The organism is Okeania sp., assembly GCF_035285525.1.
GTDB lineage: Bacteria > Cyanobacteriota > Cyanobacteriia > Cyanobacteriales > Microcoleaceae > Trichodesmium.
This window is the reverse complement of record NZ_JAYKGW010000234.1, coordinates 1-23,824: the sequence shown is the minus strand read 5'-3', so window position 1 is coordinate 23,824 and position 23,824 is coordinate 1. Positions and strand designations below refer to the sequence as shown.

Sequence of the window (23,824 nt, the reverse complement as noted above, 5' to 3'; positions counted from 1 at the left end):
TCTAAAATGGTGCAATAGGTAGGGGCGGGTTTGATCGGAAATTTTCATAGATTTCTAGGATTTATATAAACCCGCCCCGGAAACGTTGGCTTATATCACTGGGGGCGGGTTTATCTAGTTGACTTGTAAAACTCGTTGTAGGGACGTATCGCTGCGCGACATGAAGCGCATTTTTGTTATGCAACGTCCCTACGGTAAAACCCGCCCCTACGGTGTCTTCCTAATGCACCATTATGAAACGGTCCAGTAGGGTATGTTAGCGCACAACGCACAACGCACCGATACACTATATATAGTACCTTTGTGTAAGTCCTGCTTTTATTAAGCGCAACTTCATGGAGAAATGGTATAAGTCAAAAAGCTGATAACTGATAACTGATAACTGATAACTGAAATTGCCATGTCTCAAACTATATTAAGACCCCAAAAAACAATTCCACCCCTGGAAAATGGAGACCGACTAACGTGCTTTGAATTTGAAGAGCGTTATGAACAAATGCCTCATGTTAAAAAAGCTGAATTAATTGAAGGAATAGTTTATATCGCATCAGCATTACGAATTAGACAACATGGTAATCCTCATGCTCTTATTATGGCTTGTTTAGGCACATACTGGCTAGCCACATCAGGAATTGAAGTAGGAGATAATTGTACAGTACGTCTTGATGCTGATAATGAATTTCAACCTGATGCTTTACTCAGAGTTTTGGAAAATGGACAATCTACAATTAGCAAAGATGGCTATGTAGAAGGTGCGCCAGAATTAATTGTAGAAATATCAGCTAGTACCACTTCTATTGACCTACATGACAAATTAAAAGTTTACCGACGTAATCAAGTTCAAGAATATTTAGTTTGACGAGTTTATGATGGAGAATTTGATTGGTTTCGGTTAAAAAAAGGCAAATATATTTCAATTAAACCCAATGAAAAAGGTATTATTTGTAGTGAATCTTTTCCTGGATTCTGGTTAAATATAACAGCTTTAATTACAGGAGATTTAGCTCAAATATTAGCAACTTTACAGGAGGGATTAAAATCTTTAGAATATCAAAATTTTGTCAATAAATTAACGGCAAAATCTAATTCATAATTAGAATTTTTGTAAGCATTCAGCCGTCAAACATCAACTATTAACTATTGCTTTTACTGAGTGATAAAAGCTTTATTAATTTAGAAAAATTTGACTATAAAAGTCAGCTCTAAATTCTATATTCACTTAAAAGCTATCTTTCAAACATAGGATTTTATTGCTGAATTACGCAGTTCCGACCCAGGATGCTAGCTAAAAGCTTACGAATTTTTTTCAATTTAAACTGATAATTAATAAGTAAAATGACAAATTCCAATTCCAAACCTAACGAAAAAACTACTCCTAAAGTCAACCCTTTACAATGTTTAGCCAGTGCGACAATTTCTGGTGGATTAGCAATACTGATATATTTATTAATGCAATCTATTGCTGATAAGTTTGCTAGTAAACCTATTATTTCTGATAATTTTTTGGTGGTGAATATTTCTGTTGCTGTTCGTACTTTAGTAGTAGCATTTATTGCTTTTGTTGCCTGTGTCTGTGCAATGGTTACTCTAGGTTTAATTTCTTTAGCTATACAAACAATAATTCAGGGATTTAATAACAAAGATATGCCTCCAAATGAAAGTTGAATTTGACTGCCAAAAATCCTAATTAGCTTTCCAAAATTTCCACAAGGCTCCCCAAGGATTTAAATCCTTGGCTAAAAGCTTAAGTCATCTAAAGACCGCTAAATTTATTAACCATTAATTGATAACTAATAACTTAAATTACCAATATTTTGAGAGCTGCTAAAACTTGCTCTAATTCATTTTCTCTATCAATAGAAAAAGGATAAGAACGACTATATATATATAGGAACATTTGCTTTTTGAGGTTTAACAAAAACAAAGTTTTCACCATTAAGCAAAAAACCAAACTTTGGGCAATATTATTGGCAGTTTTTCAACATATAAACTAGAACTTGAGGTAGACCTGCCGTAACATTAAATTTCGTCTTTTTAGATTCAATTACTAATATCCACAATTTCTCTTGTAGAACTAAAAGATCTATTCTACCTCTAACAATTACATCATGATCTTTATCAGAAGTTTCAGTTGTTATGGAAAAGGGAAGTTGAAAAAATCCAGCTAAATCTAGTAAAGGCACTAAAATAACCAATTTGACTCCCTCTTCCAATAAAGGGCGACGATTAACTAAGTTAAAATAGTTACTTCTAACTCTTTCTCAACTGCGTTTTTCTTCATCAGTTAAAGAAGGTAAATTATTTTGCCATTCCCCAAAAAATTGACTATTAGTTGTTAGTTGAAGTCAGAATTTTTCTGGCAATTATTCTAAAGTAATATCCTGGTCTTGAATAATTTTAACCATAATATAGCAATCCTAAATAGGTTTTAATATTTTATTCTAGGAGCTTGGTTTTCAAAACATAGCAAAAATGGAATTTGGAAACCAAACCCCTACGGTCTTTTTTCACAAATTATTGATGTAAGCATTAAGCTATTAGCTTTTAGTTATCAGCAACAACACTCTACTTTTGTAGTAATATTTAAGTTGGGCTTCTATAAGAGGCTACCTAATTGAAAATAGTTTAAATAAAGTTTTTATAGCGCAACTAAAAACAATCGCTAATAGCTGTTAGCGTTTGCAAAGCATTCCGTAGGAAAGTTCGTGTGGATGTATCTCACCAAACTGGAGTCCACTGTAATATAAAATCCGGTTGAATACTCTTTATATAGTTGTGGGAGATGGGGAGATTGAAGTGTAGATAAAATTATGAACATACACACTTGTAACCGGATTCTATATAACTGATAACTGAAATAACCCACCAAATAATATTACCGGGAAAAATTACCTGATTTTCAGCTATTAATGTACATTTCCTGAAAAATCAAAAATTTACCATCAGGACTTACGCAGCGACCCTAGATATACTTCTTAAAACTAGGTTACAATAGTTTTTTAACTCTGTATACAGTACCTTTGCGTAAGTCCTGAGCATTTTCGACAAAAGTTGAGCAAAAAAATACCGAAGAATTAATAATTAAACAATTAAATAATTCGTGCCTTGAACCCTCCCCTTTAAAGGAGAAAAAAATAAATTTTTTCCTTTTATTCAATCCTCTTCCTAATTATCCATTATTAAATCCCCCACTTCTCCGCTCCTTAAAAAAGACTGAAGAGACACAAACCCTACTTAACCCAAGGTTGCTCCCAAGACTCTCCACCTACTTCTACACCACATAAATCACTACGGGCTTCCAAAATTAACTTTGAATAACCATCCCTAAGCTCTCTTAACTTCAAAGTTAAATTACCCCGCATAGTATCTCGACACAAAAATATTAACCCCTGTTCTGAAGGTGCCCGTAGAGGTGTACCAGAACAATTTGTAGTTGCAGTCAACTCTACCTCAAATAAATCATTTTTGGCCTGTATTTGCCATTCTCCCCAAGGTTGAATTTGCCAATGTACCTCAGAGTTCCACGGTACAAACTCATAAAATTTCCCTTGGTAATGAACACCCACCATTGCTACCTCTTCCATCCACCACAATACTCCTCGCTTACCACCCCCAGCAGTTAAAGCTAAATCTGATTCGTAATAGAAACTGTTGCAGTTTATCCAAAACCACTTTTTCGGAAAAGCACCACCCCAATTTTTTTCACTATACGCTGGTGCATTAGTAAACTTGTAGATATGCTCATTCCATTCTATCCAACCAGTAGCCAAACCATGAGCCATCAATATTTGCCATCCAGGCTCAAAAATTGGTAAAAATGATACCCAACCTGCCGTTGATTGTTGTATGGTATCAGGATTTCCCCAACCATATATAGATTGTATTTCATATTGCCAACGACAATAATTATTCGTTCCTGGATCGAAAAGAACTCCTTGATTCCAAGTAGCAGTAGCTTGATATCCTTGTTTTATTTGCTCCTCAAATACTTTTGGCTCTAAATAACCAACTGAACCTGTTAAATTTGTTTCTCCCCAATGACCTAATTCCAGAACCTCTGGAGTTGCCCAAAATTTTTTCACATCTGGGAAAGTACGACAGAGATATTCATCATTTGGACCGAGAATTTGAGCGCCACCACCACTATAAGGTTTACCACCAGTCGGGTCTTCGATAGAATACATGAAAGCGAAAGTTTGTTTTTCTTCTGGCAAGGTAACTCGGTAATACCAACCTTCAAAAAAACGGCGATCGCTACCATCCCAGTGATAGCCACTATGGGGTGTTTGTAGGGAATATTTTTTCACAACTTGTTCTTTGATATTAAGACTATAAAAAAATTAACATCTACAGGACTTACCCATGCCCAACGCAATTTTGTCATTGCGTTTTCGGCGCTTGAGCCGACATAAAACGCTACGCGACATGAAAAGCGCAGCGCCAGCGCAGCGCAAACGACAGAGTTTCGCTCCGCGACATGAATGGATAGCATTCCGGAACGGAAAGCAATCTCAAATTCCTAAAGCTCGTTAATCATGCCTAAGTCCCCATCTACAGGACTTACGCCAAGGTAGTATATATAGAGTTAAAAAACTATGGCGCTAGAGTTTTAAGCACCATATCTAGGGTCGCTGCGTAAGTACCCATTTACTGAAAACATCCTGGAGTCATTTCAGTATTTGTTATGGCAGTTGTATTTTATTCTTATCAAAGGGGAGACATTGAAACTTTAATATTCTAGTCAAAAATATTTTATTATGCAGAAACCCAATAGAGACTTTTTATGAGAAGTCCCTACAACAATTATTTACCAGTGATATTAAACTAAATAAACTTCTTGGTGAGTCTTAATCACACAATCAGATTTTGGCTTTGCTACACACAATAATACCCACCCCTTTTCTACCTACTGGTAGTCTAAGAAGTTTTGGTCTTCTTGATCGACTTTTCCTGACGTTATTCTTGCAGCACAGCTAGAACAAGAACCTGCACGACAAGAAGAAGGAAATTCTAGGTCTGGATGAGCGTCTTCTACTGCATCAAGTATGTATGTATCCTCATCAACTTCGATGGTAACATGAATTTCTGGGGGTTGCTTTTTCTTGCCTTTGATTAGTTGTACTTTATAAGTAATAAGTAGCCATTGGTTACTAACTTCTCCTTTTTATCAAGTTGTTATTTAGTCTAATCTAGAAAACTGCAGTTATATCAAATTCGCTTTCTTTGGAGAATTAAGGTTCTACCATTAGAAAAGAGCAAAAATTTCTAGTTTCTAGAGGGTTGGGAGACCAAATCCCTACGGTCTTTAATTCTACCAATACTAGCGGATTTAATAATAACAAACTATCAACTATTTAGCTATAGTTTCTAAAGTTTCTAGAATATTAGATTATATAATCATATTCACAAGATTTATGCAAATGAAGTATCTATTTGTAAACGCCATGTACAGACAAAATGGATCAACCAAAAAAAATCAAGGGAAAATTCTTCCCTCTTCCCTCTTCCCTCTTCCTTCTTCCTTCTTCCTTCTTCCTTCATTAAGGAATAATTTCTGTCACTACATTACTATTACCACCTTGAATAATAATTGTCTCATTTTTTAGTTGCCCTACTGCTTTTGGACCTCTAACATTAAATGGTGGATCGACTTGACGATAAAAGACATTACCTTCCGCTTCAAAAGTTTGATTATTAACATACCAAGTTAGGCGATCACTATTAAATTGAGATTGATTTTTTTGCCCAACACCAATCACATCTCCTGATAAAATAAAAGTATTTTTTTGAAAGTTTCCTATACCTTTATTTCCTTGTAAAACGACTTTTTCTTCTTGTTCTAATACTGTGATAGCTCCTGGTGAATCAACCAAATTTTCGGGAATATTCCAAGTAATTAAATCGCTACTTATTTGTAATTTTGGATTCGTTCGGAGCAACTGTATATTTTTCTTGAGAGTAACTATTTGACTTTTTAAATTCAATTCTGATTCATCACTATAAGCAGTGCCAACCACTTCTTTATCTTTCAATTCTTCTATTTTTACTGGTTGATTAGCAATCAATTTTTTCGGTTCTATATGCCAAAATAATTCGTCTGTTTTGATTTTAATTACAGGTTCTTTAAACATAGCTGCTACTTGACCATAAAACTCTATTCTTTTTTCTAGAGTAATAATTTTTGCCATTTTAGCTGATGCTTGTATCTGTTCATTACTACCTGTTATATTGTTACGAACAATAATAATTCCTGATTTAGTTAACCATTCTAATTGTTGTCCTTTAATAACTATTTTATTTTGAATATCATCGACTTGTATTTCGTCTATAAGTAGAATTTTATTTGCATCTTGATATACTTCTCCTTGCAATGCGGTAATTTTATAAGCTAATTTTCCATCTCGAAATAATTCACCTTCAGGTTTAGCTACTCTCACTAATTCTTTATCTTGTAGATATGAAGCTTGTTTAGATTTTACCCTCCATAACATTTGACCTGTTTCAGATGCTTCCTCAAGAGTAACGTCATTTAAGATTAAATCACTTTCTGTTGTTTCACTAGAAACAGCTTGTTCAGAAATGTTTTCTTGACTTTGATTATTTTGATTACAAGCAGTTCCTCCTAAAAGCAAAATTACTAAAATTAATAAAAGAATTGATAATTTTTTTGAATGAAAAAAATAATTATTTTGTGGTGTCATAAAAAGTATATTAGTAAGCATTCAGCTATTAGCTACCTCAGCTATCAGCAATAGGATTATTTTTCATACCTTACATCAGTGGATGACAAACCTCACCAAACTTGCCAAGGATTAAAATCTTTGGCTAATAATTTAAGTCATCTAAATATTAATAAATTACAGCAGATTCCCATCATAAGAAGTACATATTTAATAATTAAATTTTATCAGTGTGAGCCGGAAAGCTCCCGTGGGTCTTTTTTTGTAGTTAGAGTTTCCTGAAAAAGTCTTTTTGCAGTTGGTAGGAAGTCGTACGGACGTTCCATGCAACGTCCGTACAGAAGAATTTTCTTTTAATCTTTCTGTTAAGCGTGAGCCTTCTTATGCTAACTTTTTGATTTACCTTTGTGACCTAAAAACTGATACTTTTTCCCTACCTAAAAATCCTTTCAGATTTCCATAGGCAAACCCTAGTTAATTAATACAACCTGATCTAAGGAAAGTTTTTGCTCGTCAGCATAAATTTTTCTAGTTTTCACTTGAATAATGCTCACTTTTTCCAACTTTCCTTATAGTTAACTAATATTTAATTTTTCTGCAATTTCCTTTTAACTAAATGGTTATCAAACTTAGGCAAAATACTTCAGGTATTAATCTATTAAACCAAACAAAATTTAAACCAATTTGAAATTAATTATTGTTCTAAAAATTGATAAAGTTGCTAAATTAATTAGACCAAAATATTACCAAAAAATTAGGTATAAAGCCTCCCCTTGGATAGGGGATCAAAAAACACTTAACTCAGTATTTCAAGCCTCCGACTAAAGCCGGAGGTTCACTCTCTACTCTCAACTGATAACTGTTAGCGCAGCTCCGACCCAGGAGGCTAACTGATAACTCAAATGACCCTTAATCATGTTCATCCATTAAGCCGATAGCTGATAGAGGACGATAAGTATAACAAGGAGATTTAGAAGTTTTTTGAATATCTTCCTTAATTTGTTCCAAGTCTATATAACGGTCAGAAACATTAATCAAACTATCGCTAGTCATAGCCCTCAAACTAACAACTTCAACCCTAACACCTCGATAACTAACAGCATCTACAGCATAAGCTAAATCTCCATCTCCACTAACTAATATAGCAGTATCATAAGAGCCAACTAAAGCCATCATATCAACAGCAATTTCTACATCTAGATTAGCTTTTTTAGAACCATCTGGTAATTGTACTAAATCTTTAGAAATGACTCGATAACCATTACGACGCATCCATAATAAAAAACCTTGTTGTTTTTCATTAGTACGATCTACTCCAGTGTAGAAAAAAGAACGTAGGAGACGAGAACCTCCTGTAAGACGGGAAAGAAGTTTTGTATAATCTATCTCTATTCCTAACTGCAAAGCAGCATAAAATAAATTCGAGCCATCAATAAAAATAGCTACTTTTCCACGATTTTCTAGAACTTGTTCTGGTGTAAATATTTCATGACACTCTATTTGTATTTGTTGATGATTCAACATGGTTTTTAACCTCAGTTTTTTATTAAATAAAGAAATTTAATTCAAAATAGTTTTTCAGAAAAAAAAGAAAGTATTTAATTTGAAAAAAATAGTAGTTCTATGCTTTTTAAGTAACAGTTTCTATCATTAATAGATCATTACCTCTGGTTGAAAGCAAGATAGTTGAACCCAGGCCGAAATCTGATTTCTTTTTCTCCTTAAAAGGAAAGACTTTAATCTTTTGGGAATTAATTATTAATTGTTAATTATCCATTATCCATTGGTCATTTCTAGTCTTTGAAAAACAGGTTCAGGTTTTCCGAATATTTGATTTTCTGGTAGAACGCCCCAACTTATTTGAGCAACAAAATTTTCTGAACTATTAATTGCTGATTTATCATTAAAATCATTGGAAAAACCTAATTGCCGATAGATAGCATTGCTGATATTAGGAACAATTGGAGATAAAAGATAAGCTGCTAATCTTACCGACTCCAACACAGAATATAAAACCTCTGCTAGAGTCTCTAATTTACCCTGTTTATATAAACTCCACGGAGCCGTTTCATCTACATATTTATTGCAGCTTCTAACTAAAACCAATATAGCTTCACAAACTTCACTAAAAGCTAAATAAGCATAAGCTTGAGTAACTTCTTCCCCCAAACTAATACCTATTCTTTTAAGTGGATGAGAAACCTCTATTTTCTCACCATTAATATTAGGAATTTGACCATTAAAGTATTTATGAGCCATTTTTAGGGTACGATTTAGTAAATTCCCTAAGTCATTTGCTAAATCAGCATTTAACACATTAATAAATCGGGTTTCACTAAAATCACCATCAACTCCAAATTCGATTTCTTTGAGAAAATAGTAACGAACCGCATCAGACCCGTACTTTTCTATTAACTCAACAGGATCTAAAGTATTACCTAATGATTTACCCATCTTCTTACCGTCTTTGGTCAAAAACCCATGTCCAAATACCCGGTCAGGCAGAGGTAAATCTGCTGACATTAGCATTGCTGGCCAATAAACCGCATGGAAACGTAATATGTCTTTTCCTATTAAGTGCAGATTAATCGGCCACCATTTTGATAAAGCATTCTCAAGGGTAGGTTCATCATCAGAATCTAAAAGAGCTGTAATATAACCCAAGAGAGCATCAAACCAAACATATATGGTATGATTGGCGTCTATAGGTAATTGAAAACCCCAATCCACATTAACTCTGGAGATGGAAAAATCTTGTAATCCTTGATTCACAAAACTTAAGACTTCATTCCGACGGCTTTCGGGTAGAATAAACTCTGGCTTTTCTTTATAAAAAGCTTGTAGTTGCTCCTGATACTTGGAGAGACGAAAGAAGTAGTTTTGCTCATCGCGCCATTCTACTTTCTGGTTCGTGTGAATAGGACAACGTTTATCCTTTAGAAGTTCGCGCTCTTCTTTAAATTCTTCACAGGATACGCAATACCATCCTTGTTGCTGACTCAAGTAGATGTCACCTTTAGCGTAAACTCTTTGGAAAAATTCTTTGACAATTTGTTCATGGTTAGATGCAGTAGTACGACTAAAACGGTCATACTTTATATTTAATAATTCCCAAAGAGACTCAAATCCTTTAACTACTAAGTCACAGTGTTCTTTCGGAGTTCTTCCTTTCTTTTGAGCAGTTCTTTGAATTTTCTGGCCATGCTCATCTGTACCAGTAATCATTAGCACTGATTTACCCTGTAGTCTTTGAAAACGAGATATCGTATCAGCAGCAATAGTGGTATAAGCACTACCTATATGTGGTAAATCGTTGACGTAGTAAAGAGGAGTTGTAATAGCAAAGGTATTTTTAGTTATATATATTTCGTTGTTTTTCATGGAAAATTGGAATTAAATTTTTTGGTTGGAAATGGTAATGGTGATTATGACGGGAAAGGCTAGTAGTATCGACCTATTTTATTTACTACTTGACTTGACTAATTTTGTTTATTGATCTAAATTAATTTGATTATGATTAACTCTTGAGATAAAAATAGCCCCTACTGTAACATTAATACTGTTATATTGTTCTTCTATAATTTCTCAAAGAAATTTTAACTATTGGTATTTTAATGTTCTGATTATTACAGAATATCTATTTATTTAAAGTATACAATTTAAACCTTAATTATAGAAAAAATAGTCAGCATTTTCTCCGGAATGCGCTCGCATTCAGCAGTCAGCTATAAGCCATCAAAAGAGTGCTTTTAGTTTTTGATAAAAGCTTTATGATACAGTTCCCGATCAATCAGAAATTTTATCTGAACTACAAAATTAAGTTTCTAAGTATATATTCGTTTAAATCTCCTCTTTAAGGTTGACATCTTATTGCTGAAAGCTGACAGCTAATAGCTGAATGCTTACGAAAAATATACATATCTCCAATCATAAAAAATAAAGTTAATTACAACATTTTTCAATGTTATGAAGTATACATTGAGCAGGGAAGATGCAAATTTTACAATACTTTCACTTTTCAAATTTGTACATCATTATGTATAAAATATGCTGCATTTAACAGAAATTATCAATTACTTCTCCCTATTACTTCTGACTTCTGATTTCCTAAAACCCATTGAAAATACGTCTTAGCCTATATCAACTATTAGGTATTAATTTATCAATCATTATTAATTTTTATTAGGGCTTGCTGATTAATCAGCAAAGCATTAACATATTAAAGATTTTAGTATTTTTAGGGTCTCATTTAAGTTATCGGTTATATCAAATCCCGTAGTTTTGGTATAATTATTGCTTCCGTATGGAAATCTAAAAGTATTGAAACAGTAATATTTTTACCCTTTTTCGGTACTAAAAGTACCAGATTTTAGGTGGTAATGGTACGGTTCCCGAAAAATCATGCACTCTCAGATTTTGAGCAAGAAAAGATTAGAAAATAAAAGGAAGATTATTCTGACTACTTCTTCTATCATTCCACTGAATTGCAGGATTGCTCGATTCTGGCTCCTCCCCTCGAATAAAAGACTTTTGAGCGCCAACCCTAATTACCGCTCCGTAGGGTTTTGGTCTCCAAACTCTCTACAAACTAGGGTTTTTCCCCTCTTTTCTGATGGTAAAGCCTTATTCTCTAAAGCCAAAGGATTTGATATTATTAGTTAAGGAGGGCTTTAGACTTTTGCGGTACAAAAATGTGCTTGTTTGAGCTACTCATGCACGGTTCCCGAAAAATCAAAAAGTTAGCATTTTGGGCAAGAGGCAAGAATTAGAAAAAAACACTCCTCATCATCCCATTTCCTTAAACAGACTTTTGAGCGCCAACCCTAACTATTGCCCCCATACCCATTAGAAATCTCCAATAATAAAAATTAAAATTAATTATCGTGCAGAAGTTATCAATTATTTTTCCCTGCTCCCTGCTCCCTACTCCCTACTTCGTCTTTTCTGGAGAGGTCTATTGCCCATTCCCTACCTTCACCAACAGACTTTTTCAACAAATCCTATTTATTTTCAATTATGGAAGTGGCAAGTGGTAAGATTAACTTTCTAAGGCCAATACCCTCTCAACCAGAATTACCTCTATTTATTTTCCTGCCTGGCATGGACGGTACAGGTAAATTGTTGCGATCGCAGACTTCTAAATTATCAACTACTTTTGATATTCGGTGTCTCAGTATTCCAGAAAATGATTTATCGACCTGGGATCGTTTGTCAGAGAGAACAATAAACTTAATTAAAATTGAACAGGAAGCAAAACCCAAAAGACCTATCTATTTATGTGGCGAATCTTTTGGAGGATGTTTAGCACTAAAAATTGCCTTGAATTTTCCTAAATTATTGGACAAACTAATTTTAGTTAATCCAGCTACTTCATTTACTCAAGAACCTTTAGTCAAATATGGTTCATATTTGACTCAATACCTACCAACCTTTTTATATCAATTATCCGTAACGGGAACTTTACCTTTTTTAGGAGCCTTGGGTCGGATGAAAAAAGAGGAACGTCTGGCTTTATTAGAAGCTATGGAGTCAGTTTCTCAAAAGACTGCTATCTGGAGATTTGAGTTAATGCGCTCATTCCAACTAAACGAAGATCAACTGAAAGGTTTGAAACAACCTGTATTAGTTATTGCTAGTGCAGCAGATAGACTTTTACCTTCCTTATCACACGCTAAGCTTTTAGTCAAGTATCTGCCTAAAGTTGAAATGATTATTCTTCCCCATAGTGGCCATGCCTGCCTGTTAGAAACAGACGTAGACCTTTTTGAAATTATTCACCAATGGGAGTCATTAATGGATAATGGATAATTAGGGCTTATATCATGTTCGGTTGAATAATTAGACTTTGGTGGAAGGAAGGCAGAAGCTTTTATGCCATTTCCACCTTGATTTTATACACGCACGGTGTCCGAAAAATCCGATGCTACCGGACATGATATTAATCAACAAAGATGAAAGTATTGACATATAAGAGTTTTAGCCTTTTTAGGCCGGGAAAAAGTACCTGGTTTTCAGCTTGTAATGCATGGTACGGTTCCCGATAAATCCCTGAAAAATCAAAAATTTACCATCTTCGGCTCATCGTTGGGCAAAAAAAATTACTTTTCTACTCCCCTACTCCCCTACTCCCCTACTCCCCTACTCCCCTACTCCCCTACTCCCCTACTCCTTCAAAAAGACTGAAGAAGCGCAAACCCTAACTAGGATTTGCTAAAAAAGCAGAGTGTGGTTCCTGTGGTTCTTGTCGGGAGGGTAGATAGACAGAGAAAGTAAGAGGAATAATTGTTCCTTGATTTTTCTACATTTGGTCTCCCTACAATCCTAATTTAAGGGGTGAAAAAAGTACCAGATTTTCCCCTCAGAAGGGACGGTTCCCGAAAAATCAAAAATTTAGTATCTGGGTAAGAGTTGGGCAGAGTTGGGCAAGGGATAATTTTTCCTAGTATCTCTTCTATAACTCTCTCCCACTCTTAATTCTTAACTACTCTCTACTCCCTACTCCCTACTCCCTGCCAGGCACAAAAAGACTTTTTCAACAAACCCTAATTGTAACACAGATTGATCATGAACTTAAGAGCAGGAAGTTTTTTCCTCACTGTTCCCTGTTCTCTCTTCCCTATTCCCTGCTATAAATATCTAATTTAAACTAAGCCACTTTTGAGCATTCAGACGTTGAATCACGCCAAACACCAATAAATTTAGAGTAATCTTGCGCTCATCAATTAGAAAAGGTTCCAAGGTAGCAGGTTGAGAGCCATTATCTGCACAAGAAAAAGCTCTTGGGCCTTTAATATCCTTTTTGGGAAAATAGACATTAAACTGACGCTGACCTTTTTTAAACTTACCCACGACTTGCCAACATTCTTCAGAGGAACCAAAGCCAATCATAGGTAGTTTTTGCTTGACTAAGTTTAGCTCAAGGTCATCAACACCTTGCTCATTGAGAGCTTTTTGTAAAGTGGGCAAATAATCTTGCTGCATAAAGTCAGCAAAAGATTTATCTTCAACTGCGGGGGGCTTTTCTTTTTTGACCTTGCCTCCAGCAGGTTTATTTTCAGTTTTTTTAGATTCTTGTTCTTCTGCCATAAATTTTTCCTTACTTAACTAGCTAGGGTTTGCACTTCTTTAGTCTTTTAGTAGCGGGAAGGAGCCAGAATCCAGCAATCCAGCAACCCGTATGAGAATCAGAATCACACAATAGCTAGCTAGAACAATATTCCCTTGATTTTCTCCCATATCTTGCCCAAAATCCTAGAATGCATGATTTTTTGGGAACCGTACCGGAATTACCTAAAAGCTAGTACCTTATTAGTACCTGCAAAGGCTGAAACTAATGCCCGTAAACATTTTGATATTTAATCAGCAAGTCCTAGGGCGTGTCATCAATTAAAGAGGTTGACAAAAAGGCTATTCTCTGTAAAGTAAAAATGGCGATCGCCCTAGAGAGTAGGTTCAGATACAGGGTAGCACACTAGAAATTCTCCGGTTAGTAGGGGCGGGTTTCTTCGTAGGGACGTTGCATAGTCCGTACAAGGATTTTTCAAGCATTCAGTTAGCTAAACCCGCCCCCCAATCGTGTAATGTACAGTTTGAGCTTTGTCAGTCCACTACTTTTTTCGATCAAGATTCTAACGTCTAATTGATGACACATCCTAGCTATCAGCTATCAGCTTAAAAATTTGTGCATAGATAATAGTATCTTTTTGCAGACCATTCCGGAGCGGAAAACCTTCGGTTTAGTTTAAATCACCTTTACGCAAAGCTGACCGCTGGTGGCTGAAGTGCTGAAAACTTTTTAAATTTCTGCATAAGCCCGTTCTACTAAACGACGAGCCAGAGTTTGAATCCCTGTATGTTCATAATAATTAGTACTTACATCTAGAAATGCACCCAAATAGTCTAATTTCTCATCACTAAATTCTACGAAACTTTGCAAGCTATTGGCCACATTTTCTGGTGTAATACCTCGATCACTGACAAAATTTCCCATCCAACCAGAAACAGAACCGAAAGCTTCCCCAATAAAGCCCAACTTACTATCTTTATCATCTCCTGGAATAGCATCTTCCATTTCCCGGAAGCCTTGATTTTGTTCTAAGTCTGAGGGAGAAAGTCTTTCTATCCAGTCAGCAGCCGCACCTAAAAAGTCTGGTCCTAAAGGAATTAAACCATCAAAACAAACTAAGGCTGCTAACCGCATCAAAGATTCTCCACTATAATCTCCTAAAGCACCAACAAAATCACCAATACTATCTCCTGGAATACCATTAATAGAACAGAAACCCAATAATTCTGCTACTACTTTTAGAGATAGATCGATAGTTTGGGCTTTTCCTGGTTTAGGAGTAAGGCTAGTTAACAAACCTCCAAATAGAGGTACTTTATTTCCCACCATATTAGCTAGGGAAGCTGCACCTAAAGCACGCCCAGCTCCACTGACAGTTTGATAGAGCCACAGAGCCCGTTGATATCCTTGAGCTTTATCATTGAAAAGAATTACAGCTCGATCGCCTATTTGCTGAATTAGATCTTCGTCGTCTTCTCCTGTTACGGTACGGATGGTATTTTCAAAGCCTACCAAATTATCCCATTCTCCAGGAACAACAAAGTCTAGGGCGCGTAAAGATCTTATTGTAATATTGTCAGAGGGTAGTTCATCTACTAATTCAAAAATTGGTTTACTCATTTGAGACTCCTTAATTTCAGTTATCAATTAGGTAAGAATTTAGCAGTCAACAGTCAGCTTTATTAACTTTAAAAGAGGAAAAAGCAATAAGCTAAATTCCCAAGAATTATAAAGTATGATTCATTAATGGATAATGGATTACGTCATTTGTTAAAAAGCTGAATGAGAGCGCATTTCCTCAGAATATCTGTTGGTGCAGCATTCCGAAAGGGAAAAATCAAGGGACTATTTATTATTCCTACTTTCTCTCTCTTACCACATGAACCACACTATGATTTTTTCATAAACCCTCATTATTTAAAATTAGCTAGGCCACTTAGATTAAATTTTTGTAGCCATACTTCGCGATCGCTGGCTGTAAATGAAGGATCTTTTGATTGGGCTTTTACTTGAAAACGATCTACTAATACAGCAGTAGTAGTTTTTCCTTGTTCAACTGCTGGATATCCTCCAATTTTTTTGTTACTGTCTTTGAATTTTTCGGCTGCAGTGGAGGAAGCTGAAATGTCGTTGATAGACATGACTGCTACTTGTTTACCATCTTTTTTCAGACTTGCTTGAGCAAAGCCTTTTTTCTCTTGAGCATAGTTAAGTTGATAGTTGTCACTGGCAGATGGAAAGTATTTATTGAGACTGCCACCTGATACTTGTTTGGCTTCGGAGGGACGTTCTGTTTTGCTTTGCTGTTGAGCTTGGTCAAAACGACTGGGTTGTTTAGCTGCACTACAAGCAGATGTCAGTAGTAATAGGCTGATTAATATTATTGGGGCTAATATTTTGCCTAATCGACGACTAATTTTCATTTTTATCTCTCCTTATAGATTTGAGATTTCTCTGACAATTTTCTCTTAAAATTGCACAATTCTTGTGTTTACTTAACTTTTTTTTGATGGTTTAGAGAACTATAAGCAGTCCTAATAATTGGTTTTGACATCCTCCTGGCCGTAAACGGATGGGGATTCCTACCTAGCCGTAGCTCCTCGGCGGGTTGACGTCTCATTGGCTGCTGCTCCCAGATGCGGTAGTCTTAGGCTTGCCTCCACGTCCCTTTAATGTCTCGGGCTGCCCGCTCGCCACTAATATGTTTATTGCTGCATTTTCCAGAGTGATCGTGCTTGGCACCAAAGTTGAAATATTCCTACTCTCTTACTGAAAGGTCTAACTTTCCACCTTGAAATCCACAACATGAACAATGCATATGATATTGGTTCCCACCTGCTTATTACTATAAAATCACGACCGTATTTTTCAGCTTTTCCCTCTAAAAATGTTCTGAATTTTCTCCAACTTAAATCAGATATGGCTCTGGATAATTTACGGTTTTTCACCATTCCTGAAACATTCAAGTCCTCTAAAACAATTGTTTGGTTTCCACTAATTATTTCAGTAGACAATTTATAATGAAATATTTTTGTACCTCGGAGTTAACAGTTTTTTTTCTCTCCTAACTTGTACTTCTCCTGACAGCAAGCTAGACTATCATTCCAGACAACACGGACACAGCCAAATAACTTGGCTAATCGGTATTTTGATCCCGATGTTGGATATACACGGTACTTAAATCTCCCTTTTATAAAATGACTTTTAAACTAACAATACAATAACATAAATCTTGGGAAAACAATCAACTAAAAAGTCGCCCTTCTAGGGCGAGGCTTTAAACCCAATTTTTCGGTAAAATTTGTTTTTCTAAATCTCATTTATGTGCTTGGCTTGGAGACCAAATCTCTAGACTTTTCTGTCACAAATCATTTACCCAGGACTTACGCAGAAACCATGTTTCTTTAAGGAAATTGCCTGATTTTAACATATCACAGCAATCAACCCGGTTTCTTGGTCACTTTGTCAGGACTTACGCACCAACCCTAGATATAGTGCTTAAAACCCCATGCGCAATAGTTTTTTGAATCTATATATATTATCTTGGCGTAAGTCCTGTTTGTCTAAGTTCTGTTAGGATTACTATATATCTATTGACCTATACTCTTTAGTCAGTAGTCATTCAAAACTTTTCGTTATAAATAAGCGTTAGAATTAAAAATATTCTTTATTTTTTATCATTTTTTTATACTAAACACTAATAAAAATAATTATATAATTTGTAAGTATTCAGCTATTATAGCAATCCTAAGTAGGTTCAGGACTTAAGTAAAGGTACTATATATAGATTTTAAAACTATAGCGGTCTAGTTTTGAGCGCTATATCTAGAGTTGGTGCTTCAACCCTATAGTTTGTAAGATTCTATAGTAGTGGTTTAGTTTTCTAACCCAAACAGAAAGGGGGTTTTGTCTCCAAATCCCCTAGACTTTTTTCTTACGAATTATTTAGGATTACTATAGTTATTAACTATCAGCAATTAAGCCCCGCTTTTATAGTAAGATTTAACCCCAGATCAATAAAACTTTTACCGAAAAATTAGATTATGTACCTCCCTTTTTAAAGGGATGAAAAAAAATTTAATTCATTATCTCAAGTCTCTGACGACAACTACAAGGTACTAATAACTGATAACTGAAATGACTCATACTTTTAATTTTGTGAAATCTTTAAAAACCCTAATTAAACTGATAGCTATTATTTTTGCTGTCGGATAAAAGCTTTATTTAAAATTTTTCCTTAAGGAATATTATTAAGACAGAATAAACCTTACTAAATAAAATCAAAAAGTTGGTTCTATATTCAGTTTTATTGCTGTTTGCACAGCATTCCGCAAGAAATGCTTACCTTTTTGGAAATTACTATATCAAAACTCAGTAATAGATTCAATCAATAAATTATGCTAAATAAAATATCTCAAGCTGATAAAAGAAAAGAAGTTATTATAACTCTAGAATCTGCTTATCCAATATCAACTAAAAAAGCAAATTTAGCAATTTTAGGTGCAGGTGCATGGGGTTCAGCTTTAGCAAAATTAGCAAGTCATAATCAACATCAAATAAATTTATGGTCTCGCAGCTTAAATATTAGTTTAGAAGAGACATTAAAGGATGCTGAAATTATGGTTTCGGCAATTTCCATGAAAGGAGTTAAAGAAACTGCTGAAAAAATTAAAAACATTGGTTTACCAAAAAAAGTAATTATTATTACTGCTACAAAAGGATTAGATACAGAAACAACCCTTACTCCTTCTCAAATTTGGGAAGCTAATTTTCCTAATAATTCTATAGTAGTTTTATCAGGTCCTAATTTATCAAAAGAAATTGATGATAAATTACCAGGAGCAACGGTAGTTGCTAGTAAAAATAAGACAGCAGCAACAACTGTACAAAATATTTTTGCTTCTGGTTTATTTAGGGTTTATAGTAGTTCCGATCCGATAGGTACTGAGTTAGGTGGAACATTAAAAAATGTCATTGCTATTGCTAGTGGAGTTTGTGATGGTTTAGAACTTGGTACTAATGCTAAATCAGCTTTATTAACTCGTGCTTTGACAGAAATTATTCGTATTGGTACTCATTTAGGAGGAAAAACTGAAACTTTTTTTGGGTTATCTGGTTTAGGAGATATGTTGGCAACTTGTAGCAGTTCTTTGAGTAGAAATTATCGGGTTGGTTATGGTTTAGCACAGGGAAAAAGTTTGGCAGAAATTTTAGAGGAATTACCTGGTACTGCTGAAGGTGTTAATACTACGAATGTTTTGATTAATATTGCTAATCGAGAGAAAATTGCTGTGCCTATTTCTACTCAAGTTTTTTTATTATTGAATGGTAAAATTACTCCGGAAGAAGCTGTGGCAGCTTTAATGGGAAGAGATTTAAAAGCGGAGTTTTAATATCTAGCAATCTTCAATAAGTTGTAACAATTCAAAAACTTGAACTAAATCCCAAAACTATTGTCAATTTATTATTTCCGAAAAACGGAAAGATTTTTATACATCAATAAAATAGGATTGGTATAGCATTTATTAAGTTAGTTAAGTAGAGTTTTTTTATTATTTTTTATTACCTAATTCCTAAAAAAAACAAAATATTAGTCTATAGTGTGAAAAATAGGAACTTTTGTGTATAATTAATCTATAAATTAGAAACAAGTATAACCAAAAAATAAACTTCAGTTATTATAACCTGTGGCTTTAGTCAGAGAATATAATAACTGATAACTGATAACTGATAACTGATAACTGAAATGACACCTCCAGAAATTAATAATTCTCCAGAAAATTCAAATAATAATAATTTAACACCTATAAGTTTAAAAGAGCCAGAGATTAACTCCGATCGAATAGGCGATATTGCTGCCCAACAGTTTGGCGATCGCCAAGATTCAGAAAATGAAGATTATTTAAACCAAGTTCCTGATGAAGTTGAGATGTCTCTTTTCGATCATCTCGAAGAGTTACGAATGCGGATATTTTATTCTTTAATAGCAGCAGTAGTAGGTATTATAGGTTGCTTTATTGTTGTTAAACCTATTGTTAAATTCTTAGAAATTCCTGCTCAGGGAGTAAAGTTTCTACAACTTGCTCCAGGAGAATACTTTTTTGTTACTATTAAAGTAGCTGCATATAGTGGTATTCTGATAGTAAGTCCGTTTATTCTTTATCAAATAGTTAAGTTTGTTTTGCCTGGTTTAACTGTTAGGGAAAGAAGATTTCTCGGACCAATTTTCTTGGGTTCTACAGTCTTATTTGGATTAGGATTAGTATTTGCTTATTTTGCAATTGTACCAGCAGCTTTGACATTTTTTATTGGTTATGGTTCGGAAGTAGTAGACCAAGCTTGGTCAATTGAAAAATACTTTGAATTTGTATTATTATTAATGTTTAGTACGGCATTAGCATTTCAAATTCCGATTCTACAATTGTTGTTAGGTATTGTGGGAATAGTTAGTTCTGAAAAAATGCTTTCTAGTTGGAAATATGTATTGTTAGGTGCTGCGGTTTTAGGTGCTGTTTTAACTCCTTCAACTGACCCTTTGACTCAAAGTTTATTAGGTGGAGCAGTTGTTGCTCTTTATCTCGGAGGTAGTTTGGTTGTTAAGTTAATTGGGAAATAAAAATATTGTTCTTACTGTAAGACTTCAGCTACTCCCTTCCTGCCGCAAAATTACTTATCAATAGATTATTGCAGCATATAGTTTATACTCAAATTTTGCTAGGTATTCTTCTAGCGGGAAGGAAGTATTGGCTGTCAGCTCTCAGCAATAAAAACCTCTAGCTTAAGGAGGAGATTCCCAGGAATATAGGCTGGAAAATTGACTTTTGTAATTTTGTAAAATAAAATTTCTGAATAATAAACTGGAGATTACAAAGTTCTCCTAAAAAATTATTGGCTTTAAAGGCTGAAAATATTACTGATAAAAGTTGACAGCACTTAGAGTTATCAATAGAAAGTTTATAACTTTTAGATAGCTGAAAACCTTAACTAGCAATAGTTATTCCTAGAACTTTGCACTTTCGAGTAAACAAGGCTTGCTGATTAAATCTAAAAGTATTTATAGCAGGGAACAGGGAACAGGTGGAAAAGTCTTTCCGTGGTCTTTGATTCATTATCAGTCCATGTCCTAATCGCCTTGTCCGTTGCTATCAAATATAAAGGTTATAGCTTTTTTTGAGTATCAAAAAGTGTGAGCTTTTAGGTGGTGAGGGTACGGTTCCCGAAAAATCAAAAACTTCGTATTTTAGGGTGACATTAGGCATAGAAATCAAGGAACAATTATTCTTCTCATTGTTCTCTATAATGTTTACTTTTTCGGTAGCTATAGTTCGTTCAAAAAGAAGCGTATTTTGGGGAAGAGTTGAGCAACAAAATTACTCCCCATCACCCCATCACCCCATTTTCCTATTTCCCTATTTCCTTAAAAAATACTTTTACGGTTCCCGATAAATCAGCAAACCCTAATTTATTCAATATTACTCAGGTCAAATTAAAAGATGAATCAAATCACTTATGATGATTTTCAAGATGTAGAAATAAGAGTAGGAAAAATTATCACTGTAGAAGAATTTCCTGAAGCTAAAAAACCAGCTTATAAAATTTGGATAGATTTTGGTGAGTTAGGAATAAAAAAATCAAGCGCTGGATTAACAAAGCTCTACCTTCCTCAAGATTTAGTAGGTAAACAAATTTTAGCAGTTACAAATCTCCCTCCACGTCAAGTAGCTAATTTTATGTCTGAAGTTTTGCTTCTAGGTATAGTGATGGAACATGGAGAAGTTGCTTTAGTACAACCAGATAGAAATGTACCGATAGGCTTAAGAATTTTGTAATGCTTTGATTTTTCTGACAAATCAAAGTTATTCTACCATCCATTCTGATGCTCTCTCTCCTAAATCTAAGGGAATACTAACTGCTTTGCCTAATCGTGGTCTTTCTTTTGTATTCTCAATATAATTCTTGACAACTTCTACACCACCAAAACCATTGATGTAGGTAGCTATAGCCTCTAAGTGTGATGAATATTCTGCTTCTGTCATGGGAAAAGATGCTTGTTCCAAATACTTCCACATTACCTGCACCAAGATTTTACCTTTTGTCCGTCGCAGTTGAATATCATAAGACTTACCCCACTTTGCCAATAATAATTGGTGTAATTCTTTGCCAGTCATTTCAGTTATAAGTTATCAATTACCAGTTAAACTCCTAATTTGATTAGGAGACTAAAAAATTATCAATTTATTTTCAATGGATATGCCAAGGTTTCCCACTCTGGCAAAGTCGCTCCGAAGTTTGCCCCACTTTAGGGGAAACGCAGTATTTTGTAGGAAAGCCTTGGGGAGTGCAAAACGACCAATTTTTTCCTTTTCAAAGGTGAAGCTTATTAGATTACTTCTTCCTCATACCCATACACTTAAGATTTTATATTGATTTTAGTTTACATTACAACTTTATTGTGAGATAATATAGATTTTTAACTAAAAAACAATAATTTATTGTGACTTGCCTGTGAAATATTTACATTTCTTAATAATAACAGTAGAAGTTAAAATAATGTAATAATAATCAGGAAACGGCCTCAAGACACAATTCTTCTATTATATCCAATAGAAAATTGTTAACTTGCCCGTAGTCGCAGGCTAACAGCAATTATATTTTTGTCTGCACATAATTCACTCAATAGAAACGTAAATTAACAAAAAATACCAAACCTAATTTATGGCTCAAGCAGAAGGAACACCAGATGTACCCGATATGGGGCGTCGCCAATTTATGAATCTTCTCACCTTTGGGACTGTAACCGGGGTAGCTCTCGGAGCGCTTTACCCAGTTGTTAACTATTTTATTCCTCCATCTAGCGGTGGAACAGGTGGTGGAGTAACAGCTAAAGATGCCCTTGGTAACGATATTATAGTCAGTGACTTTGTGGCCAGTCACAACCCTGGTGAACGAACTTTAGCTCAAGGATTGAAAGGAGACCCCACTTATGTAGTAATCCAAGAAGATCAAACCTTAGCTAACTATGGATTAAATGCGGTCTGTACTCACTTAGGCTGTGTTGTACCTTGGAATGGTAGTGAGAATAAATTTATTTGTCCCTGCCATGGTTCTCAGTATGACAATACAGGAAAAGTAGTGAGAGGACCAGCACCTTTGTCTCTAGCATTAGTCCACGCTAATGTTAGTAATGATAAATTGGTCTTCACTCAATGGGAAGAAACAGATTTCCGTACCGGGGAAGAGCCTTGGTGGGTTTAAGAAATTTTTGATTGATCAATCATTCAGTCATTGCAGCAGTTTTCTGCTATCCGTTATACCCATGCTAGTTAATGGTAGTATAACTTTAGATTTGTAAAAGTTTTGGATTTTTGAGAGAAGACTTAATAAGTAATGTCAAAAATAAATTTATCAGCCGTATGGAGTAGTTTTGTGAAGCAGATCGCCAAGACTATTTTAGTAGCGATCGCCTCCATATCACTATTTCTTACGAGTTCCCCGGCAGCAAATGCCTACCCATTTTGGGCACAAGAAACTGCTCCAGCGACTCCTAGAGAAGCTACAGGTAGACTTGTTTGTGCTAACTGTCACCTTGGCGCTAAACCTACAGAAGTAGAAGTACCTCAGTCTGTATTACCAGATACAGTATTTAAAGCCATTGTCAAAATTCCTTACGACACAAGTGTAGAGCAAGTATTGGGAGATGGCAGCAAAGGTGGCTTAAATGTAGGTGCAGTATTGATGTTACCTGAAGGTTTCAAGATTGCACCAGAAGATAGAATACCTGAAGAGTGGGCAGAGGAAGTAGCTGACCTTTACTTCATGCCTTATTCTGATGATCAAGAAAATGTTCTTCTATTCGGACCAATGCCAGGGGATGAATACCAAGAGGTTGTATTCCCTATATTATCCCCAAACCCAGCAACAGATAAATCTATCAATTTTGGTAAATATGCTGTTCATGCTGGAGGCAACCGAGGTCGTGGTCAGGTTTATCCTGGTGGTGCGAAGAGCAATAATACTGTTTACAATGCTTCTGCTAGTGGTAAGATTACTGACATTACTTTTGAAGAGTATGAAGGTA

At 34.9% G+C, this 23,824-nt stretch carries 18 protein-coding genes and 2 pseudogenes; 8 read left to right on the top strand and 12 right to left on the bottom strand.

Going from position 1 to position 23,824, the window contains the following annotated elements:
* Positions 1–400: 400 nt before the first annotated feature.
* Together VKJ25_RS22130 and VKJ25_RS22125 are read left to right on the top strand one after the other, a co-directional pair.
* Positions 401–1,093: pseudogene (locus VKJ25_RS22130) on the top strand (Uma2 family endonuclease).
* A gap of 242 nt (positions 1,094–1,335) precedes the next feature.
* Positions 1,336–1,665: a DUF3082 domain-containing protein gene (locus tag VKJ25_RS22125; RefSeq protein ID WP_324238811.1), complete on the top strand. Its 330-nt coding sequence runs from the start codon at positions 1,336–1,338 to the stop codon at positions 1,663–1,665.
* 299 nt (positions 1,666–1,964) lie between these two features.
* On the opposite strand, the gene VKJ25_RS22120 is transcribed toward VKJ25_RS22125, so the two are convergent.
* The 6 genes and pseudogenes from VKJ25_RS22120 to metG form a co-directional block, all read right to left on the bottom strand.
* Positions 1,965–2,195, bottom strand: coding sequence for a hypothetical protein (locus VKJ25_RS22120; protein ID WP_324238810.1), 231 nt, complete (start codon positions 2,193–2,195; stop codon positions 1,965–1,967).
* A gap of 1,035 nt (positions 2,196–3,230) precedes the next feature.
* Positions 3,231–4,307, bottom strand: a complete 1,077-nt coding sequence (locus tag VKJ25_RS22115) for a tocopherol cyclase family protein (protein ID WP_324238809.1) — start codon at positions 4,305–4,307, stop codon at positions 3,231–3,233.
* 512 nt (positions 4,308–4,819) lie between these two features.
* Positions 4,820–5,134, bottom strand: a pseudogene (locus VKJ25_RS22110) (2Fe-2S iron-sulfur cluster-binding protein).
* Between the two features lie 406 nt (positions 5,135–5,540).
* Positions 5,541–6,722, bottom strand: a complete 1,182-nt coding sequence (gene lptC / locus VKJ25_RS22105; RefSeq protein ID WP_324238808.1) for an LPS export ABC transporter periplasmic protein LptC — start codon at positions 6,720–6,722, stop codon at positions 5,541–5,543.
* Between the two features lie 867 nt (positions 6,723–7,589).
* On the bottom strand, positions 7,590–8,204 hold the full coding sequence (locus VKJ25_RS22100) for a LabA-like NYN domain-containing protein (RefSeq protein ID WP_324238807.1): 615 nt from the start codon (positions 8,202–8,204) through the stop codon (positions 7,590–7,592).
* Between the two features lie 252 nt (positions 8,205–8,456).
* Entirely contained in the window at positions 8,457–10,061 is a 1,605-nt protein-coding gene (gene metG / locus VKJ25_RS22095) for a methionine--tRNA ligase (protein ID WP_324238806.1), read from the bottom strand.
* A gap of 1,635 nt (positions 10,062–11,696) precedes the next feature.
* On the opposite strand from metG, the gene VKJ25_RS22090 reads away from it, so the two are divergent.
* Positions 11,697–12,488, top strand: a complete 792-nt coding sequence (locus tag VKJ25_RS22090; RefSeq protein WP_324238805.1) for an alpha/beta fold hydrolase — start codon at positions 11,697–11,699, stop codon at positions 12,486–12,488.
* 828 nt (positions 12,489–13,316) lie between these two features.
* On the opposite strand, the gene VKJ25_RS22085 is transcribed toward VKJ25_RS22090, so the two are convergent.
* From VKJ25_RS22085 to VKJ25_RS22065, 5 genes are all read right to left on the bottom strand, one after another.
* Entirely contained in the window at positions 13,317–13,766 is a 450-nt protein-coding gene (locus tag VKJ25_RS22085; protein WP_324238804.1) for a DUF2996 domain-containing protein, read from the bottom strand.
* A 709-nt stretch (positions 13,767–14,475) separates the two neighbouring features.
* Positions 14,476–15,366, bottom strand: coding sequence for a hypothetical protein (locus tag VKJ25_RS22080; protein WP_324238803.1), 891 nt, complete (start codon positions 15,364–15,366; stop codon positions 14,476–14,478).
* 293 nt (positions 15,367–15,659) lie between these two features.
* A complete protein-coding gene (locus VKJ25_RS22075) occupies positions 15,660–16,169 on the bottom strand; it encodes a hypothetical protein (protein ID WP_324238802.1) in 510 nt (169 codons plus the stop codon).
* A gap of 282 nt (positions 16,170–16,451) precedes the next feature.
* Positions 16,452–16,712 (bottom strand): hypothetical protein, encoded by a 261-nt coding sequence (locus VKJ25_RS22070; protein WP_324238813.1) that lies wholly within the window; start codon positions 16,710–16,712, stop codon positions 16,452–16,454.
* A 78-nt stretch (positions 16,713–16,790) separates the two neighbouring features.
* A complete protein-coding gene (locus VKJ25_RS22065) occupies positions 16,791–16,940 on the bottom strand; it encodes a helix-turn-helix domain-containing protein (protein ID WP_324238812.1) in 150 nt (49 codons plus the stop codon).
* Positions 16,941–18,143: 1,203 nt separating this feature from the next.
* Here VKJ25_RS22065 and VKJ25_RS22060 point away from each other — a divergent pair.
* The 3 genes from VKJ25_RS22060 to VKJ25_RS22050 all read left to right on the top strand — a co-directional run bounded on the left by VKJ25_RS22060 (position 18,144) and on the right by VKJ25_RS22050 (position 21,575).
* Complete coding sequence (locus tag VKJ25_RS22060) at positions 18,144–19,139, top strand: NAD(P)H-dependent glycerol-3-phosphate dehydrogenase (RefSeq protein WP_324238801.1); 996 nt, start codon at positions 18,144–18,146, stop codon at positions 19,137–19,139.
* 353 nt (positions 19,140–19,492) lie between these two features.
* Positions 19,493–20,362: a twin-arginine translocase subunit TatC gene (gene tatC, locus VKJ25_RS22055; protein WP_324238800.1), complete on the top strand. Its 870-nt coding sequence runs from the start codon at positions 19,493–19,495 to the stop codon at positions 20,360–20,362.
* Between the two features lie 877 nt (positions 20,363–21,239).
* Entirely contained in the window at positions 21,240–21,575 is a 336-nt protein-coding gene (locus VKJ25_RS22050; RefSeq protein WP_324238799.1) for a tRNA-binding protein, read from the top strand.
* Between the two features lie 27 nt (positions 21,576–21,602).
* Here the strand turns inward: VKJ25_RS22050 and VKJ25_RS22045 are convergent, their stop codons facing one another.
* Positions 21,603–21,914 (bottom strand): DUF3067 family protein, encoded by a 312-nt coding sequence (locus VKJ25_RS22045; protein WP_324238798.1) that lies wholly within the window; start codon positions 21,912–21,914, stop codon positions 21,603–21,605.
* 547 nt (positions 21,915–22,461) lie between these two features.
* Here VKJ25_RS22045 and petC point away from each other — a divergent pair.
* Together petC and VKJ25_RS22035 are read left to right on the top strand one after the other, a co-directional pair.
* Complete coding sequence (gene petC / locus VKJ25_RS22040; RefSeq protein WP_324238797.1) at positions 22,462–23,001, top strand: cytochrome b6-f complex iron-sulfur subunit; 540 nt, start codon at positions 22,462–22,464, stop codon at positions 22,999–23,001.
* Positions 23,002–23,133: 132 nt separating this feature from the next.
* Positions 23,134–23,824: apocytochrome f (locus VKJ25_RS22035; protein WP_324238796.1), on the top strand; the 691-nt coding region annotated here is incomplete at its 3' end.